The 18,658-nt window shown below is 73.8% G+C and carries 14 protein-coding genes; all 14 read right to left on the bottom strand.

All coding sequences use genetic code 11. The features are described from left to right. Positions 1-109 precede the first annotated feature (109 nt). Positions 110-1,576, bottom strand: a complete 1,467-nt coding sequence (locus JOE63_RS12910) for a glutamate synthase subunit beta (protein ID WP_087472174.1) — start codon at positions 1,574-1,576, stop codon at positions 110-112. Further along, positions 1,569-6,152 carry a glutamate synthase large subunit gene (gene gltB / locus JOE63_RS12915; RefSeq protein ID WP_204541866.1) on the bottom strand — a complete coding sequence of 1,528 codons (4,584 nt, stop codon included), beginning with the start codon at positions 6,150-6,152 and terminating at the stop codon, positions 1,569-1,571. The genes JOE63_RS12910 and gltB overlap by 8 nt, the downstream gene beginning before the upstream one ends. A gap of 139 nt (positions 6,153-6,291) precedes the next feature. Beyond that, positions 6,292-7,305, bottom strand: a complete 1,014-nt coding sequence (gene lgt / locus JOE63_RS12920) for a prolipoprotein diacylglyceryl transferase (protein ID WP_087472176.1) — start codon at positions 7,303-7,305, stop codon at positions 6,292-6,294. Then, the gene (trpA, locus tag JOE63_RS12925) at positions 7,302-8,219 is read right to left on the bottom strand and encodes a tryptophan synthase subunit alpha (RefSeq protein WP_204541869.1); all 918 of its coding nucleotides are present in this window, start codon (positions 8,217-8,219) and stop codon (positions 7,302-7,304) included. The genes lgt and trpA overlap by 4 nt, the downstream gene beginning before the upstream one ends. After that, complete coding sequence (gene trpB, locus JOE63_RS12930; RefSeq protein ID WP_307840083.1) at positions 8,216-9,484, bottom strand: tryptophan synthase subunit beta; 1,269 nt, start codon at positions 9,482-9,484, stop codon at positions 8,216-8,218. The genes trpA and trpB overlap by 4 nt, the downstream gene beginning before the upstream one ends. Before the next feature lie 127 nt (positions 9,485-9,611). Beyond that, complete coding sequence (gene trpC / locus JOE63_RS12935) at positions 9,612-10,424, bottom strand: indole-3-glycerol phosphate synthase TrpC (RefSeq protein ID WP_087472178.1); 813 nt, start codon at positions 10,422-10,424, stop codon at positions 9,612-9,614. Between the two features lie 176 nt (positions 10,425-10,600). Next, positions 10,601-11,032, bottom strand: coding sequence for a DUF2752 domain-containing protein (locus JOE63_RS12940; protein WP_204541875.1), 432 nt, complete (start codon positions 11,030-11,032; stop codon positions 10,601-10,603). A gap of 11 nt (positions 11,033-11,043) precedes the next feature. After that, positions 11,044-11,583, bottom strand: a complete 540-nt coding sequence (locus JOE63_RS21690) for a DUF4190 domain-containing protein (RefSeq protein WP_204541879.1) — start codon at positions 11,581-11,583, stop codon at positions 11,044-11,046. Continuing rightward, positions 11,580-11,852 (bottom strand): HGxxPAAW family protein, encoded by a 273-nt coding sequence (locus JOE63_RS12950; protein ID WP_307840085.1) that lies wholly within the window; start codon positions 11,850-11,852, stop codon positions 11,580-11,582. Before JOE63_RS12950 ends, JOE63_RS21690 begins: the two co-directional genes overlap by 4 nt. Positions 11,853-11,939: 87 nt before the next feature. Next, positions 11,940-12,593: a Trp biosynthesis-associated membrane protein gene (locus tag JOE63_RS12955; RefSeq protein ID WP_204541882.1), complete on the bottom strand. Its 654-nt coding sequence runs from the start codon at positions 12,591-12,593 to the stop codon at positions 11,940-11,942. Further along, the gene (locus JOE63_RS12960) at positions 12,590-14,167 is read right to left on the bottom strand and encodes an anthranilate synthase component I (protein ID WP_204541885.1); all 1,578 of its coding nucleotides are present in this window, start codon (positions 14,165-14,167) and stop codon (positions 12,590-12,592) included. Before JOE63_RS12960 ends, JOE63_RS12955 begins: the two co-directional genes overlap by 4 nt. Then, positions 14,164-14,619, bottom strand: a complete 456-nt coding sequence (hisI, locus tag JOE63_RS12965; protein WP_204541888.1) for a phosphoribosyl-AMP cyclohydrolase — start codon at positions 14,617-14,619, stop codon at positions 14,164-14,166. The genes JOE63_RS12960 and hisI overlap by 4 nt, the downstream gene beginning before the upstream one ends. Before the next feature lie 121 nt (positions 14,620-14,740). Continuing rightward, a complete protein-coding gene (locus JOE63_RS12970) occupies positions 14,741-16,621 on the bottom strand; it encodes an ABC transporter ATP-binding protein (protein ID WP_204541891.1) in 1,881 nt (626 codons plus the stop codon). Beyond that, a complete protein-coding gene (locus JOE63_RS12975; protein WP_204543702.1) occupies positions 16,618-18,522 on the bottom strand; it encodes an ABC transporter ATP-binding protein in 1,905 nt (634 codons plus the stop codon). The genes JOE63_RS12970 and JOE63_RS12975 overlap by 4 nt, the downstream gene beginning before the upstream one ends. Positions 18,523-18,658 lie beyond the last annotated feature (136 nt).

Genomic DNA, 18,658 nt, shown 5'->3' on the forward strand with positions numbered 1-18,658 from the left:
TCCAGCCTCTAGTCTTCCGACCGGCCGGGAGCCGGTCGTCGCGGGGTGCCCCTCCCTAGGATGCCCCGCTCATCGTCCCGGCGCCGGACACCCGACGTCGGGGTGCACGTCAAGCGCGCAAGGACACGGTGTTCGCGCGCACAGGCGCGGGCAGCTCGGTCCCTCCCTGAAGGTAGGCGTCGACGGATGCCGCCGCCGCCCGACCCTCGGCGATCGCCCACACGATCAGCGACTGCCCACGACCCGCGTCGCCGGCCACGAAGACCCCGGGCAGCGACGACGCGAAGTCGTCGCCGCGCGCCACGAGACCGCGGCCCGTGAGGTCCGTGCCGGCCTGGGTCGTGATGGTCGCCGTCTCCGGCCCGGTGAAGCCCATCGCGACGAGCACGAGGTCCGCGGGGATCTCGCGCTCGGTGCCCTCCTTGGGCACGCGACGGCCGTCGGGCAGGTACTCGGTCTCCGCGACGCGCAGCGCGCGCACGGCTCCGTTCTCGTCGCCCAGGAACTCGACGGTGGACGCGAGGAACTCGCGCTCACCGCCCTCCTCGTGCGACGAGGACACCTCGAACACGATCGGGTCCGTCGGCCACGGCTGGGTCGCGGACCGCTCGAGCGGCGGCTGCTTGCCGATCGCGAGCGTCGTCACGCTCGCCGCGCCCTGGCGCAGCGAGGTGCCGAGGCAGTCCGACCCGGTGTCGCCGCCACCGATGACGACGACGTGCTTGCCCGTGGCCGTGATCTGGTCGGCGACCTCGCGCCCGGCCACGACGGCGTTCGCCTGGTGCAGGAAGTCCATCGCGAAGTGGATGCCGTCGAGCTCGCGCCCGGGGATCGACAGGTCGCGCGGGACGGTCGCGCCCGTGGCGACCACGACGGCGTCGTACCGTGCGCGGAGGTCGTCCCAGGTGATGTCCACGCCGATCTCGACGCCCGGGCGGAAGCGCGTGCCCTCGGCCTCCATCTGCGCCACGCGGCGGTCGATGTGGAGCTTCTCGAGCTTGAAGTCGGGGATGCCGTAGCGCAGCAGCCCGCCGATCGCGTCGTCCCGCTCGTACACGGCGACCGTGTGGCCGGCGCGCGTGAGCTGCTGGGCGGCCGCGAGGCCGGCAGGACCCGAGCCCACGACGGCGACGGTCGAGCCGGTGAGGCGCTGCGGCACCTGCGGCGTGACGTAGCCGCGGGCGAACGCCTCGTCGATGATCGAGACCTCGACGTTCTTGATCGTCACGGCCGGCTGGTTGATGCCGAGCACGCAGCTCGACTCGCACGGCGCCGGGCACACGCGGCCCGTGAACTCCGGGAAGTTGTTCGTCTCGTGCAGGCGGTCGATCGCGTCGGCCCACTGGTCGCGGTAGACGAGGTCGTTCCACTCGGGGATGAGGTTGCCGAGCGGGCACCCCTGGTGGCAGAACGGGATGCCGCAGTCCATGCAGCGTCCCGCCTGCTCCTTGAGGAAGACCTGGCCCTCCTCGAGGTGCGCGTGCACGTCCTTCCAGTCCCGCAGGCGCACGGCCACCGGGCGGTTGGGCGGGAGCTCGCGCTCCCGCACCTTCAGGAATCCGCGGGGGTCAGCCACGGGCCACCTCCAAGATCTGGTCCCACACACCCGGGGCCGCGGGGTCGAGCCCGGCCGACTCGGCCTTCTCGAGCGCCGAGCGCATGCGGGCGAAGTCGGTCGGCAGCACGCGCGTGAAGCGCTGGACGGCCGCGGGGAAGTCCTCGAGGAGCTCGGCCGCGAGCGGCGACCCGGTCTCCTCGTGGTGACGACGCACGAGCTGCTCCACGAGCGCCACCTCGGCGTCCTCGAGCGGGCTCAGGCCGAGCTCGCCCGTCGCGAGCGCGCTCGTGTTCACGGCGCCCTCCCGCAGGTCGAGCACGTACGCGGTGCCGCCGGACATGCCGGCGCCGAAGTTGCGCCCGGTGGGGCCGAGCACGAGCACCGTGCCGCCCGTCATGTACTCGCAGCCGTGGTCGCCCACGCCCTCGACGACGAGCGTCGCACCCGAGTTGCGGACGCCGAAGCGCTCGCCGACACGGCCGCGCAGGAAGATCTCGCCCGACGTCGCGCCGTAGCCGATGACGTTGCCTGCCACGACGTTGCTCGACCCGGTGAGGACCGCGTTGCGGTCCGGGCGCACGACGATCCGCCCGCCCGACAGGCCCTTGCCGACGTAGTCGTTCGCGTCGCCGAACAGGCGCAGCGTGACGCCGCACGGGAGGAACGCGCCGAGCGACTGGCCGGCGGACCCGGTGAGGGTCACGTCGATCGTGTCGTCGGGCAGGCCCTCGCCGCGGAACCGCTTGGTGACCTCGTGGCCGAGCATCGTGCCCACGGTGCGGTTGACGTTGCGCACCGGCAGGGAGATGCGGACCGGCTCGCGCCGCTCGAGCGCGTCCTCGGCGAGGGCGACGAGCTGGTTGTCGAGCGCCTTCTCGAGGCCGTGGTCCTGGGTCGTGGTGTTGCGCAGCGAGGCGCCCTCGACCGGCACGGGCCGCTCGAGCACGGGCCCGAGGTCGAGACCCTGGGCCTTCCAGTGGTCGACCGCCTTGCGCGTGTCGAGGAGCTCGACGCGGCCGATGGCCTCCTCGATGCTCCGGAAGCCCAGGCGCGCCAGGTACTCGCGCACCTCCTCGGCGATGAACTCGAAGAAGTTCACGACGAACTCCGGCTTGCCGGTGAACCGGGCGCGCAGCTCGGGGTTCTGCGTCGCGACACCCACCGGGCACGTGTCCAGGTGGCACACGCGCATCATGACGCAGCCCGAGACGACCATGGGGGCGGTCGCGAAGCCGAACTCCTCGGCCCCGAGCAGCGCCGCCACGACCACGTCGCGGCCGGTCTTCATCTGGCCGTCGACCTGGACGACGATGCGGTCGCGCAGGTTGTTGAGCACGAGCGTCTGCTGGGTCTCGGCGAGACCGATCTCCCAGGGCGTGCCCGCGTGCTTGAGCGACGTGAGCGGGCTCGCGCCCGTGCCGCCGTCGTGACCCGAGATGAGGACGACGTCCGCGTGCGCCTTGGACACGCCCGTCGCGACCGTCCCGACGCCGAACTCGGACACGAGCTTGACGTGGATGCGCGCCGACGGGTTCGCGTTCTTGGCGTCGTGGATGAGCTGCGCGAGGTCCTCGATCGAGTAGATGTCGTGGTGCGGCGGCGGCGAGATGAGCCCGACGCCCGGCGTCGAGTGCCGGGTCTTGGCGACCCACGGGTACACCTTGTGGCCCGGGAGCTGACCGCCCTCGCCGGGCTTGGCGCCCTGGGCGAGCTTGATCTGGATGTCGTCGGCGTTCGTCAGGTACTCGCTCGTGACGCCGAAGCGCCCCGACGCGATCTGCTTGACCTTGGAGCGGCGCTCCGGGTCGTACAGGCGCTCCGGGTCCTCGCCGCCCTCGCCGGTGTTCGACCGGCCGCCGAGGCGGTTCATCGCGATCGCGAGGGTCTCGTGCGCCTCCGCGGAGATCGACCCGTACGACATGGCGCCCGTGTTGAAGCGCTTGACGATCTCGCTCACGGGCTCGACCTCGTCGAGCGGCACCGCGGGGCGCTCGCCCTCGCGCAGCGCGAGGAGGCCGCGCAGCGTCATGAGCCGCGAGGACTGCTCGTCCACGCGGTGCGTGTACTGACGGAAGATGTCGAACCGGCGCTCGCGCGTGGCGTGCTGGAGCCGGAAGACCGTCTCCGGGTCGAACAGGTGCTCCTCGCTGTCGCGGCGCCACTGGTACTCGCCGCCCGTCGTGAGACGGACGTGCGGGCGGTGGTTGCCGGACTTGGGGTACGCGTCGACGTGCCGCGCCGCGACCTCGGCCGCGACGACGTCGAGCCCGATGCCGCTGAGGCGCGACGTCGTGCCCGTGAAGAACGCCTGCACGAGGTCGTGGGACAGGCCCACCGCCTCGAAGACCTGGGCGCCGCGGTACGAGGAGATGGTCGAGATGCCCATCTTGCTCATGACCTTGAGCACGCCCTTGCCGAGCCCCTTGATGAGGTTCGCGACGGCCTTCGCCGGGTCGACCGTGAGGTAGCCGCGGCGCGCGAGGTCCTCGACGGTCTCCATGGCGAGGTACGGGTTGACCGCGGCGGCGCCGTAGCCGATGAGCAGCGCGACGTGGTGCACCTCGCGCACGTCGCCGGCCTCGACGACGAGCGACACCTGGGTGCGCGTGTGCCGGCGCAGCAGGTGGTGGTGCACCGCGCTCGAGAGCAGCAGCGACGGGATCGGGGCGTGCTCGGCGTCCGAGTCGCGGTCCGACAGCACGATGAAGCTCGCGCCCGCGGCGACGTGCTCGTCGACCTCGGCGAAGATCTCCTCGAGCCGGGCGAGCAGCGACTCGCCGCCGCCCGCGACGCGGTACAGGCCCTTGATCGTCACCGCGCGGAAGATGCCGGCGAGCTTCGGGTCCTTGTCGACGCGGATGATCTTCGCGAGCTGGTCGTTGTCGAGCACGGGGAACGGCAGCATGAGCTTGCGCGCGTGCTCGGGCGTGTCGACGAGCAGGTTCGGCTCCGGGCCGATCGCGCCGCCGATGGACGTCACGAGCTCCTCGCGGATCGCGTCGAGCGGCGGGTTCGTCACCTGCGCGAACATCTGCGTGAAGTAGTCGAACAGGAGGCGCGGGCGCTGCGCGAGGACGGCGATCGGGGTGTCCGTACCCATCGCGCCCAGCGGCTCGGCACCCGTGTTGGCCATCGGGGTGAGGATGACCTTGAGCTCCTCCTGCGTGTACCCGAAGGCACGCTGGCGGCGCTCGACGGACGCGGGGCTGTGCGCGACGTGCTCGCGCTCGGGGAGCTGGTCGAGGTAGACCGCGTTCTCGGCGACCCACTGCGCGTACGGGCGCTGCGCGGCGAGCTGGGACTTGATCTCCTCGTCCTCGATGATCCGGCCCTGACCGGTGTCGACGAGGAACATGCGCCCCGGCTCGAGGCGACCCTTGCGGACGATCGTCGCCGGGTCGAGGTCGAGCACGCCCGCCTCGCTCGCGAGCACGACGAGGCCGTCCTCGGTCACCCAGTAGCGCCCCGGGCGCAGGCCGTTGCGGTCGAGGACCGCGCCGATGAGGGTGCCGTCCGTGAAGTTGAGGCACGCCGGCCCGTCCCACGGCTCCATGAGCGTCGAGTGGTACTCGTAGAACGCGCGCCGGTCCGGGTCCATGTCGGCGTGGTTCTCCCACGCCTCGGGGACCATCATGAGCACCGCGTGCGGCAGCGAGCGGCCCGACAGGTGCAGCAGCTCGAGCACCTCGTCGAAGCTGGCCGAGTCGCTCGACCCCTCCGAGCACACGGGCAGGAGCGGCGCGAGGTCGCCGACGGCGTCGCTCGCGAGGGTGCCCTCGCGCGCCGCCATCCAGTTCCGGTTGCCGCGCACCGTGTTGATCTCGCCGTTGTGCGCGATCATCCGGAACGGCTGCGCGAGCGGCCACGACGGGAACGTGTTCGTCGAGAACCGCGAGTGCACGAGCGCGATCTCGCTCGCGTACCGCGGGTCGGACAGGTCCGGGAAGAACGGCTCGAGCTGCGCCGTCGTGAGCATGCCCTTGTACGTGAGGGTGCGCGCCGAGAGCGAGGCGAAGAACAGGCCGAGCTCGTTCTCCGCCCGCTTGCGCAGGCGGTAGGTGCGACGGTCGAGCTCGACGCCGGACAGCTCGCGCGCGGGGTCCGCGACGACGACCTGGCGGAACAGCGGCATGGACGCGCGTGCGCTCGGGCCGACGAGGTCCGCGGTCACGGGCACGTCGCGCCACGCCAGGACCTCGAGCTTCTCCTCGGCCGCGATCGCCTCGACGCCGCGGGCCGCCTCAGCGGCCGCGCCGGCGTCCTGCGGGAGGAAGGCCATGCCGATGGCGTAGTGCCCGGCGGGCGGGAGCTCCGCGTCGACCACGTCGCGCACGAACGCGTCGGGGATCTGCGTGAGGATCCCGGCGCCGTCGCCGCTGTTCTCCTCGGCGCCGACGGCGCCGCGGTGGTCGAGGTTGAGCAGGGCCGTCAGGCCCGCGTCAACGATGTCGCGTCCGGGCGTGCCGCGGAGCGTCGCCACGAAGGCGACGCCGCACGCGTCGTGCTCGGCGGCGGGGTCGTACAGACCGGATGCCGTGGGAGGGGCGGACAGGGCGGGTGCCCGGTGCGCGTCCCGATACTGCGGCGTGGTCATCAACACCGTCCTCACAGGCGCCCGACCGAGACGGCCGGGCTGGTTTCCAGCTGGGGGATTCGGGACGTCGTCGGCCCTATGGACATGACAGAACCCACCGGGCGGTCGCCCGGCGGATTCGCCTATGAATGACGGATGCTCAGCGACCGGGGTCTGGTCGCGCGGCACCTGCCTGCTCGGACTCCTCCGAGTCGTCGGAGTCCTCGGTCGTCGAGAGGTCCTCGTCGTCGGTCGACTCCTCGACCGGCTCCTCGGACCCCGTGGTGGACGCCTCGTCCGGAGCGTCGAGGGACACCGTCTCCTCGCGCCCGGGGTGGCGACGCCCGACAACGATAAACGCAATCAACGCACCGACGCCGACCAGGATCGAGGTCCAGACGTTCAGCCGGAGGCCGAGGACGTGCTCGGCCTCGTCGATGCGCAGCATCTCGATCCACACACGACCGAGCGTGTAGACGAAGACGTAGAGCCAGAATACCCGACCATGACCCAGCCGGAACCGACGGTCCAGGTAGATCAGGAGCAGGGCAGCACCGATGTTCCAGACCATCTCGTAGAGGAACGTCGGGTGGAACAAGGTGCCCGGCGGATACCCCGCGGCGGCGGCCACCGAGTCGTCGACGCGCAGTCCCCAGGGCAGGGTCGTCGGGGCGCCGAACAGCTCCTGGTTGAACCAGTTGCCAAGCCGGCCGACGGCCTGCGCGAGCAGCAGGCCGGGCGCGAGGGCGTCGGCGAACGCGGGGAAGCTCACGCGCTGGCGACGGCACCCGATGTACGCACCGACCGCCCCGAGCGCGACCGCGCCCCAGATCCCGAGGCCGCCCTCCCACACGTAGAGCGCGCGGACGGGGTCACCGTTCGGGCCCCAGTACGGGTCCGGCGTCGAGAAGACGTGGTAGAGCCGCCCGCCGACGATGCCGAAGGGGACCGCCCAGAAGGCGATCTCCAGGACGTCGTCCGCCTCTCCCCCGCGCTCCACCCAGCGGCGCCGGGTGAGCCAGAGGGCCACGGCGATGCCCGCGAGGATCGCGAGCGCGTACGCCCGGATCGGGAACGGGCCCACGTACCACGTGTGCTGCGGGGGGCTCGGGAGCGCGGCGGGCAGGGTGCCCGCGGCCTCCACGAGCTGCCCGACGGCGAGCACGGCGCTCATGCGACCACCCCTCCGGACGTCGTCGTGCCGGCCGGGACGTCGTCGCCGGCCCCTTCCCGCCCCGCACGGACGCCGGCGGCGAGACCCGCCGCGACGACCTTCAGGGCGGCGATGCGCTCGTCCCACGGGGCGTCGCCCAGCAGGGGGCGGACGAACGCCGACCCGACGATGACGCCGTCGGCGTAGCGGCCGACCTCGGCAGCCTGCTCGCCCGTGGACACACCGAGCCCGACGCAGACGAGGTCTGCCCCGGCAGCGCGCGTGTCGGCGACGAGCCGTGCCGCCTGCGGCCCGACGGCGGCACGCACGCCCGTCACGCCCATCGTCGAGGCGGCGTAGACGAACCCGCGCGACGCGCGTGCGGTGAGCCGCAGCCGCTCGGCGGTCGAGCTCGGCGCGACGAGGAAGACGCGGTCCAGCCCGTGCGCCTCCGAGGCGTCCAGCCAGGCGCGGCCCTCGTCGGGGATGAGGTCGGGCGTGATGAGCCCGGCGCCCCCGGCGGCGGCGAGGTCGCGCGCGAACGCGTCGACGCCGTACCGCAGGACCGGGTTCCAGTACGTCATGACGAGGACGGGGACCCGGCCGCCGGTACGCTCCGTGACCGCCGCCACGACGCGGAACACGTCCGCGACGCGCACGCCCGCGTCGAGCGCCGTCTGCGCGGCGGCCTGGATGACCGGGCCGTCCATCACGGGGTCGGTGTACGGGATGCCGAGCTCCAGCACGTCCACGCCCGACTCGACGAGGGCGAGCGCCGCCTCGATCGAGCGGTCCACGGTCGGGAAGCCGACGGGCAGGTAGCCCACGAGCGCCGCACGTCCCTCCGCGCGGAGCTCGAGCAGGCGCCGCGCCGTGACCGACGCCGTCCCTGCGGTCGGCGCCCCGAGGGCGTCCTTGGTCTGCGCCGCGCTCACAGCTGTCCCTCCGTGCCCGTCGCCGTCTCGGCGATCGCGTCGTCGTCCACGAGGTCGAACCACCGGGCGGCGGTCGCGACGTCCTTGTCCCCGCGCCCGGAGAGGTTCACCAGGATCACGTGGTCGGTACGGCCCGCGGCAGCGGCCTCGCGGCCGATCCGCAGCGCGCCGGCGAGCGCGTGTGCCGACTCGATCGCGGGGATGATGCCCTCCGTGCGGCACAGCAGCCGGAACGCCTCCATGGCCTCGGAGTCCGTCACGGGGTGGTAGGTCGCACGACCGAGGTCGTGGAGCCACGAGTGCGCGGGGCCGACGCTCGGGTAGTCCAGCCCCGCGGAGACGGAGTGGCTCGGGAGGGTCTGGCCGTCGTCGTCCTGCAGCAGGTACGAGCGGGCGCCGTGCAGGACGCCCGGGGCGCCCCCGCTGAAGCGGGCCGCGTGCCGCCCGGTCTCCACGCCCTCGCCGCCCGCCTCGAAGCCGTAGAGCTCGACCGCGTCGTCGTCGAGGAACGCGTTGAAAAGGCCGAGCGCGTTGGACCCGCCGCCGACGCACGCCGCGAGCGCGTCCGGCAGCCGACCGATGCGGTCGAGGATCTGCGTGCGCGCCTCCTCGCCGATGACGCGGTGGAACTCGCGCACCATCTCGGGGAACGGGTGCGGGCCGGTCACCGTGCCCAGGAGGTAGTGGGTCGTGTCGACGTTCGCGACCCAGTCGCGCAGCGCCTCGTTGATCGCGTCCTTGAGCGTGCGCTGCCCGATCGTCACGGGGACGACGTCCGCGCCGAGCAGGCGCATGCGGGCCACGTTGAGCGCCTGGCGCCGCGTGTCCTCCTCGCCCATGTACACGACGCACTCGAGGTCGAGCAGGGCCGCGGCCGTCGCCGTCGCGACGCCGTGCTGCCCCGCCCCGGTCTCGGCGATCACGCGCGTCTTGCCCATGCGCTTCACGAGCAGGGCCTGGCCGAGCACGTTGTTGATCTTGTGCGATCCGGTGTGGTTGAGGTCCTCGCGCTTGAGGAAGACGCGCGAGCCGCCGGCGTGCTGCGCGAAGCGCGGCACCTCGGTGAGCGGGCTCGGACGTCCGGTGTACTCGCGCTGGAGACGCGCGAGCTCGTTGACGAACGCCGGGTCGTCGAGCGCCTTGCGGTACTCGGTCTCCAGCTCGTCCAGGGCGGCGATGAGCGCCTCGGGGACGAACCGTCCGCCGAACTCGCCGAAGTAGGGACCCTCCTGGGTCGCGAGGGAGCGCGTCAGGTCGGCGCGCACGGAGTGCTCGGCACTCCGGGAGGTGGTCGAAGGTGTCGAGTCGGGCACGGGGCCGGTCCTCCTGCGTGGTGGGGTGTGCTGGGCCGGGGCGCGGCGCCTGCGGCGTGACGGGCGGTGCCGTCGTGCCTCAGGGCCGCACGGACCACAGCGACGGGTGCGACCCGGCCGCGACGAGGTCCGCGACGGACGAGCGCGGGGCGTCGTCCGTCACGAGCGCCTCGCCGACGAGCACCGCGTGCGCACCGGAACGGGCGTAGTCCATGACGTCGTGGGGGCCGCGCACGCCGGACTCGGCGACGCGGACGACCTCGTCCGGGATGGCGGGCGCGAGGCGCGCGAACGTCGTGCGGTCCACGTCGAGAGTCTTCAGGTCGCGCGAGTTCACGCCGACGACGCGCGCGCCGGCGTCGAGCGCGCGCGAGACCTCGTCCAGCGTGTGCACCTCGACGAGCGCGGTCATGCCGAGCGAGTGGACGCGCTCGACGAGCGACGTGAGGACCGTCTGCTCGAGCGCGGCGACGATGAGGAGGACGATGTCGGCGCCGTGCGCCCGCGCCTCCCACACCTGGTACGGCGTCACCACGAAGTCCTTGCGGAGCACGGGGACGTCGACCCGGGCGCGCACGGCGTCCAGGTCGGCGAGGCTCCCGTTGAACCGCCGCTGCTCCGTGAGCACCGAGATCGCGGCCGCGCCGCCCTTCTCGTACTCCCCCGCGAGCTCGGCCGGGTCGGAGATCGCCGCGAGCGCGCCCTTGCTGGGGCTCGAGCGCTTCACCTCGGCGATGACCGCGACGGCGTCGTCCGCCTTGAGGCGGCTCACGCACTCCAGCGCGCCGGGGACGCGGGACGCACGTTCCTTCAGCTCGTCGAGCGAGGTCGCCGCCTGACGTACCGCGAGATCCTCGCGCACGCCCGCGACGATGTCGTCCAGAACCGTCATCGTCCCACCACTCCCCGTGTCGTCCCGCCCCCCGGCCGGGCCGGTCGGCCATCGTGCACCCACAGGTTCGGGCCGACCCGTTGACAGGGAGGTACCTGCCATCGTAGAGCCGCCCCCGAGTGACGATGACCACGGCCCAGCCCCCGAGACGACCGTCGCGGGGCCGCCCGACCGTCTCAGACCGCCACCGGGCCGAGCCACGGGACGAGGGCGGGCACGTTCCGCAGGACGCCGAAGAGCACGAGGACGCCGAGCGAGACCCACGCGAGCCAGGCCGGGAGGCGGGGGGCCGGGCGCCCGCGCCAGGCCCGGACGAGCCACGTGGCCCACAGCACGACGAGCAGCGGCGCGACGAGGACCCACAGGGGGTTCATGGACCAGGCGGCGGCGAGGTCGAGGTGCACGAGGTCGTGCGTGGCGCGCAGACCGCCGCACCCCGGGCACGCGAGACCGGTCAGCGCGAGCAGGGGGCAGGTGACGTAGTGCCCCGGACGGTTCGGGTCGACGGCACCGACGTAGGCCGTCGCCGCCGCGACGAGCGCGCCGACGACGAGCGGTGCCTGCGCCGCGCGCGGGAGCCGTCGACGTCGGACGGCCTCGGACGTCACGTGCGCACCCGTCAGTACTGGTCCGGGATCGTGCCGACCCAGGCCAAGAAGGCAGGGAAGAAGAGGAGGAGGAAGAGGACACCGACGACCGACAGCCCGATCGCGACCCAACCGAGGATGATCCCCGCCGTCGCCATGCCGTCGTTGTCCGCCTGGCCCTCCGCGACCGCGCGCTTCGCGGCGTTGCCGACGATCACGGCGGGGATGCCCGTGAAGAACCCGCAGCTCAGCACGAACGACGCGATCCCCAGCACCAGCGACCAGATGGCCAGGCTGTTCTTGGGGTAGTACGGCGGCGCCCCGTAGGCGCCGGCCGGGTACTGCTGGCCGGGGTACTGCTGGCCGGGGTACTGCTGGCCGGGGTACTGCTGACCGGGGTACTGCTCGCCGGGGTACTGCTCGCCGGGGTACTGCGCCGCGTACGAGGCGCCCGCCGGGTCACCCCCGGGATGCTGCGGGGAGCCGCCGGGCGCCGACGAGCCGTACGGCGCCTGCGACCCGTCCTGGGGGCCTGCGGGGTCGTACGGGCCGGGTCCCGGCGGCTGCGTCACCGCGCGGCCTGCTTCTGGCCGTAGCCCGCGTTCCGCAGCACGAGCCCGCCGATCAGCGCGACGGCCACGACGCCCATGCCCACCCAGAACAGCCAGACGGCGGCGACGACCACCCCGATCGCGGCCACGAGGGACCCGACCATGATGCCGATCATGGTGAACCACGCGGCGACGGTGTGGCCGTGGTTCGTGGGCGGTGCCGCGGGCGGCAGGTAGGCGATCTCGGTGGTCTGCTGGTTCTCGGCCATGAGGGTCGTGCCTTTCGTCAAGATGTGGTCAGAGCCTATCGGACCGGGCAGGTGCCCGTCCCCCGCACGGCCGCGGCTGACGTCGACGCGAGCGGGCGTCCGCGCTGCTCAGCGGTCCGTGGGGTCCTCGCCGCGGGACAGCGCGTCCCACGCGTCGTGGTCGGTGAGGTCGTCGGGGGCGGTGGTCTCCGTGGCCCGGGACCGGTCCGGCCGCTCCTCGGGCACCGCCGTTCCCGCCGCCGGTGCGGCGGGCGCCGTCGCGCCGGACGCGCGCTCGTGCCGGGTCGAGGCGCCCGCCCACGACCGCGAGCCGACGGCGACCCAGACCACCGCGAGCACCGTGAGGACACCGAGCGCCGCGGCGAGCCAGGGCGCGACGGTCAGCTCGACGGGCGCGGTGAGCTCCGTGACGCCCGTCGCGTCCGCGACGGCCGACCGGGCGCTCGGCTCCGGGTCGAGCGCGACGCCGAGCGCGGAGACGGTCGCGACGACACCGCTCGCCGCGGCGACCGCGAGCACGACCCACCGGCCGACGCGGCCGACGAGCCCGAGCGCGAGCGCGGCGGCGACGAGCACGAGCGCCGACGCGCTCACCCCCGGCGCCGCCGACGTCCCGGCGACGGCCACCTCGACCTCCGGGTCGAGCGCCGTCGCGCCGGTCGTGCTCAGCCACGTCGGCACGGCCGCCGCGAGGGTCGCGCCGCCGAGCAGGAGCAGGACCCAGATCGCGGTGCGCCGGCTCGGCCCGGCCGGCCGGCTCATGCCAGCCCCCGCAGCCGCGCGGCGACCTGGACGGCCCGGACCGCGGCCGCCGCCTTGTTGCGCGACTCCGCGTACTCCAGCGCCGGCACCGAGTCCGCGACGATGCCGCCGCCGGCCTGGACGCTCGCCCGGCCGTCGCGGATGAGCGCGGTCCGGATCGCGATGGCCATGTCCATGTTCCCGTCGAAGTCGAAGTACCCCGCGGTCCCACCGTAGATCCCCCGCGACGCCGGCTCGAGCTCGTCGATGAGGGCGATCGCCCGCGGCTTGGGCGCGCCCGAGAGCGTCCCGGCCGGGAACGTCGCCCGGAAGGCGTCCAGCGCGGTCGCGCCGTCGCGCAGCGTCCCGACGACCGTCGAGCACAGGTGCATGATGTGGCTGAACCGCTTGGTCGCCATGAACTCCACGACCTCGACGGACGTCGGCTCGCACACCTTCACGAGGTCGTTGCGCGACAGGTCCACGAGCATGATGTGCTCGGCGAGCTCCTTCGGGTCCTGCAGGAGCTCCTCGCCCAGCGCGACGTCCTCCTCCGGCGTCGCGCCGCGCGGACGCGAGCCGGCGATCGGGAACGTCGTGACGCGGCCGTCCTCGACCTTCACCAGCGTCTCGGGGCTGGACCCGACGACCGCGAAGTCCCGCCCGTCCGCGTCCGTGAGCTGGAAGTAGTACATGTACGGGCTCGGGTTGATCGTCCGCAGCGCGCGGTACACGTCGAGGGGGTCCGCCGGGCAGTCGAGGTCCAGGCGCTGGGACAGCACCACCTGGAACACCTCCCCCTCGCGGATCGCGTCCTTGCCCGCGACGACGGACGCCTCGAACTCCTCGCGCGTGGAGCGGAACTCGAGCTCCGGCTCGGCGACGTCCGGAGCGAGGACCGACGCGACGTGCGCGCCGCGTGCCACGAGCCGGTCCTGCATCGCGTCCAGCCGTGCGACGGCGTCCGCGTACGCCTCGTCGACGCGCTCGTCCGTGTCGTCGAAGTTGATCGCGTTGGCGACGAGCCACACGCTGCCCTCCGCGTGGTCGACGACCGCGAGGTCCGTCGCGAGGCACAGCGTCAGCTCGGGCACGCCGAGCTCGTCCGGCGCGTCCGAGGGCAGGGTCGGCTCCCAGTGCCGGATCACGTCCCAGCCGATCGCGCCCGCGAGGCCGCCCGTGAGCGGCGGCAGGCCCTCGACGGCCGGCGTGCGCAGCACGTCGAGCGTCGCCTCCAGCACGTCCACGACGTCACCCTCGAGCGGGACGCCGGCGGGCACGTCACCGGACCAGACCGCGCGGCCGCCGCGCGCCGTGAGCGTCGCGCGCGACGCGACGCCGACGAACGAGTACCGCGCCCAGCGGCCGTCCGACTCGGCGGACTCCAGGACGAACGTGCCGGGCCGGCCCTGCGCGAGCGTGCGGTACAGGCCCACGGGCGTGACGTCGTCGGCGAGCAGGCGCCGGACGACGGGGACCACCCGTCGGGACGTGGCCAGCGCGCGGAAGCCGTCGAGCACGGGCCACGTCCCGCCCCACGCGGGACCGCCCGCGGGGACGGTGGTGGTCTCGGCCGGGTCGACGGTCGCGCTCACTGGTTCTCCTCCTCAGGATCGGGGTCGGGCGTGGTCGAGGGGTCGACAGCGCCGGGCGGCAGGTCGCCGACGACGGCGCCCAGGTCTCCCCCGGCCTCGAAGCACGTGCGCGTGCCGGTGTGGCACGCGGCCCCGACCTGGTGGACGCGCACGAGCAGCGCGTCCCCGTCGCAGTCGAGGGCGACCGAGCGCACGACCTGCACGTGGCCGGACGTGTCGCCCTTGCGCCAGTACTCCTGGCGGGACCGGCTCCAGAACGTCACGCGCCCGGTCGTCAACGTCCGGTGGAGCGCCTCGTCGTCCATCCAGCCGAGCATGAGCACGTCGCCCGTGTCGTGCTGCTGGACGATCGCGGCGACCAGCCCGGCGTCGTCGCGCTTGAGCCGCGCGGCGATCTCGGGGTCGAGCGAGAGGTCGGTCGTGGGCTGCGGGCCGGTCGTGGAGTCGGGCACCTGAGAATCCTGCCAGACGCCGTGCCCTCCCCGGTCCGCCGTCTCGCCTCACCCCGGTCGGGCCGGGGTCGCGTCCCGAGCCGCCACGCGCCCACGACGCCCCGACCCGGCGACGGGCGGCTCAGCGGGTCTGCGAGACCCAGGCGTCGTGCATGCGGGCGTAGACACCGTCCGCGCGGGCGAGGTCGTCGTGGTGACCGATCTCGACGACGTGGCCCGCGTCCACCACGACGACGAGGTCGGCCGCCTCCGCGGTGGAGAGCCGGTGCGCGATGGTGAGGGTGGAGCGGCCCGCGGTGAGCGACGCGAGGGCGCGGGCGATGCGGACCTCGGTCGCGGGGTCGACGGCGGACGTCGCCTCGTCGAGGACGAGCAGGTCGGCCTCCGCGAGGTACGCACGCACGAGCGCGACGAGCTGCCGCTCCCCCGCCGAGAGCGACTCGCCACGCTGGCCGACCGCGGAGTCGAGCCCGTCGGGGAGGTCCGCGACCCAGTCCGTGAGCCCGAGCCGTCCGACGGCGGCCTCGATCCGGGCGCGACGCGCGGCCTCCGGCTCCCGTTCCGCGTCGCCCCGCAGCCCGTAGGCGACGTTGTCCGCGAGCGTGCCGTCGAAGAGGAAGCCCTCCTGCGGCACGAGCACGACGCGCTCGCGCAAGGACTCGACGGCGAGGTCGCGCAGGTCGGTGCCGTCGAGCAGCACGCGCCCCGCGGTCGGGTCCATGAGGCGCGTGACGAGCTTGGCGATGGTCGTCTTGCCGGACCCCGTCGCTCCGACGACGGCGACCGAGGCCCGGGCCGGGAGGTCGAGGTCGACGCCGTGCAGCACCTCCGGGCCGTCGGGGTAGGCGAACCGGACGCCCTCGAGCCGTACGTGGGCCGGCCCGCGGGGGCTGCGCTCGCCGTCGGCGCCCTTGTCGACGACCTCGACGGGCGTCTCCAGCACCGCGAGCACGCGACGCCAGCCGGCGACGGCGTTCTGGAGCTCGTTGAGGATCTCGGTCGCCATCTGCACGGGGCCCGTGAAGAGCTGGACGAGGAAGAGGAAGGCGAGGAGCTGGCCGACCGAGATGTCGCCGGCCACCCCGAGGTACGAGCCGACCACCACGACGACCGCGAGCACGAGGTTCGCGACGAGCACCCCGCTCGAGAAGACGACGGCGACGAGCTTCTGCGCCCGGACCATCGCCCGCCGCGTCGCGTCGACGGCGGCGTCGATGCGACGCGCGGTGCGCGCGCCCGCACCGTACGCGCGGATGGTCTCGGCACCGACGATCGACTCGGAGATCGCGCCGAGCATCCCCCCGACGCGCGCCCGGACCTGCGTGTACGCGTCGTTGACGCGCGCCTGCGCGGGCCGCAGGACGAGGAACAGCGGGACGAAGCACGCCCAGACCACGAGCGTGAGCTGCCACGAGTAGACGGCCATGAGGACCGTCGCGACGCCGATCTGGAGCACCGAGACGAGCAGCATGATGCCGCCCCACTGGACGAAGAGCGAGATGGTGTCGACGTCGCTCGTGACGCGCGAGACGAGCGACCCGCGCCGCTCGGTGTTCTGCGTGAGAACCGAGAGGTCGTGCACGTGCCGGAACGCCCCGACCCGCAGGCCGGCGAGCCCCGCCTCCGTCGACCGGAACAGCCGGACGTTGACGAAGGCCGAGCAGAGGCCTGCGAGGACGATGACGACCGCCGCGACGCCGACGAGCACGGCCACGCGGGCCGTGTCCGGACCGCCGTCGGCGAGCACGCCCGTGTCCACGGTCTGCTGGACGGTCACGGGCACGACGACGCGCCCCAGGGCGGCGGCGACCGCGAGGCCGAGCGTGATCCAGATGCCGTCGAGGATCTGCGGCGAGACCTGGACGCCGCGACGCAGGGTGGCGAGGACGCCGAGCGAGCTCGCCGCGGCGATGCGCGCCTCGGCGGCGCGGCCCGGCGTGCCGCCGGGCGCAGGGGTCGCGCTCCCGGTCGCCGAGCGCTCCGTGGTGGTGGTCCGGCTCATTCCTCCAGCGCCCCCGTCTCGACGTGCCGCACGACGTCGTCCTCCTCGATCTCCTCCCGACGCGCGAGGTCGTCGCCCCGGCTCTCGTCGGCGTCGGCGTCCTCTGCCGTCTCCAGCGCGGTGTCGTCGGTGGCGTCCGCGCGCTCCTGCTCGCGCCGCTCCGCCTCGCGGGCGTAGGCCGTCGCGAGCTCACGGTAGCCACGGTCGCGCGCGAGGAGCTCGTCGTGCGTCCCGACGTCGACCACCCGGCCGGACTCGACGTGCACGACGACGTCCGCGAGCGCGACGCTCGACATGCGGTAGGCCACCATGACGACGGTCGGGCGGTCGGCCCCCTCGCGCGCGAGGCCCGCGAGGATCTGCTGCTCGACACGCGGGTCGACCGCCGACGTCGCGTCGTCGAGGACGAGCAGGCGCGGGCGGCGCACGAGGGCGCGCGCGATGGCGAGCCGCTGACGCTGGCCGCCGGACAGGTTCGCCCCGCGCTCCCCCAGCGGCGCGTCCAGGCCCTCCGGCAGGCGCGCGACGACGTCGTCCACGCGCGCCAGGCGCAGCGCCTCCCAGACCTGGTCGTCGTCCGGGCCCGGGTCGCCGTCGTCGACGAGCGTGACGTTCGCCCGCACGGAGTCCTCGAAGACGAACGCCTGCTGGGCCACGAGCGCGACCTGGGACGTCAGGTCGGCCTCGCGCACGTCGCGCACGTCGGTGCCGTCGAGCAGGACACGTCCGCGGGTGGGGTCCGAGAGCCGGGCGAGCAGCGACACGAGCGTCGTCTTGCCCGCGCCCGTGGGGCCGACGACCGCGACCGTGGTCCCGGGATCGACCCGGAGGTCGATCCCGTCGAGCAGGGTGATCACCCGGCCGCCCGCGCGGACGTCCACGCCGACGCCCTCGAGGCGCACGCCCAGACCGGTGCCCCTGCCGGGGAGGCCACCGGTCCCGGGGCGCAGCACCCCGCCGGCGTCGACGACGCGGCTGATGCGCTCGTACCCGACGAGGGCGCGCGGGAGCTCGCCGAGCACCCAGCCGAACGCCCGGACGGGGACGGCCATGACCGTGAGGAGGTAGGCGGCCGTGACGATGTCGCCCGCCGCGACACCGCCGGAGGTGAGCCGGACGGTCCCGACGGCCAGCACGAGGAGCGTGCCGAGCGACGGCAGCAGCTCGATGACCGGGTCGAAGAACGCCCGGACGACGCCGACGCGCACGTTCGCGGCGCGCAGCTCGTCGGTGCGCTCGGCGAAGCGGCGCTCCTCGCGGTCCGCGGTCCCGAGCGAGGTGACGAGCAGGGCGGCCTCGAAGCTCTCGTGCGCGACGTCCGAGACCTCGGCACGGAGCTGCTGCGCACGCGTGATCGCGGGCGACATGTAGCGCTGGAAGACGATGTTCACCGCGATCGCGACCGGGATCACGACGAGCGCGGCGCACGCGAGCCAGACGTCCACCCGGAACAGCATCACCGCGGCGACGCCGATCATGACGACGACCCCGAGCGCGAACGGGAGCGGGTTGAACACCCCCGTGGCGGCCTCGACGTCGGAGTTCGCGTTCGACAGGAGCTGGCCGGCAGGGTGCGAGCGGTGCCACGACATGGGCAGGCGGAGGTACTGGCGCGTCACCGCGGTGCGGTGCCGGGCCTGGAGCGCGGCGTACCCGTTGCCCGCGAAGATGCGGCGCGCGGCCACGCTCGCCGCGAGGGAGACCGCGATGCCGGCGAGGACGAGGCCCGCGACCCAGATGCGGCCGCGTGCGGTCTCGTCACCGGCGATCGCGGGGACGACGACCTCGTCGGTCGCGGTGCCGATCGCGCTGCTCACGGCGACCGTGAGCGCCCCGAAGAGGGCCGAGGACCCGATCGCCAGCGCGTAGGTGCGCGGCTCGTCGCGGATGCCGCGACCCATGAGGGCCAGCGACCGGCGCACGCGCGACCCGGTCAGGGCGTGCGGCCGCCGGACCGTCGGCTCGTCGGGGAGCAGGTCCCGGGGCGGGTCGGGCCGGTCCGTCAGGGCCGGCTGGTCGGTCGGGGCGGGCGGGGCG

The organism is Cellulosimicrobium cellulans, assembly GCF_016907755.1.
GTDB lineage: Bacteria > Actinomycetota > Actinomycetes > Actinomycetales > Cellulomonadaceae > Cellulosimicrobium > Cellulosimicrobium cellulans_D.

Coding starts and splice junctions, on each gene's coding strand:
- JOE63_RS12975 (WP_204543702.1), bottom strand. CDS start 18,522: ATGGGTCGCGGCATCCGCGACGAGCCGCGCACCTACGCGCTGGCGATC.
- trpC (WP_087472178.1), bottom strand. CDS start 10,424: ATGACGGTTCTGGACGACATCGTCGCGGGCGTGCGCGAGGATCTCGCG.
- lgt (WP_087472176.1), bottom strand. CDS start 7,305: ATGAGCGCCGTGCTCGCCGTCGGGCAGCTCGTGGAGGCCGCGGGCACC.
- gltB (WP_204541866.1), bottom strand. CDS start 6,152: ATGACCACGCCGCAGTATCGGGACGCGCACCGGGCACCCGCCCTGTCC.
- JOE63_RS12955 (WP_204541882.1), bottom strand. CDS start 12,593: ATGAGCCGGCCGGCCGGGCCGAGCCGGCGCACCGCGATCTGGGTCCTG.
- JOE63_RS12970 (WP_204541891.1), bottom strand. CDS start 16,621: ATGAGCCGGACCACCACCACGGAGCGCTCGGCGACCGGGAGCGCGACC.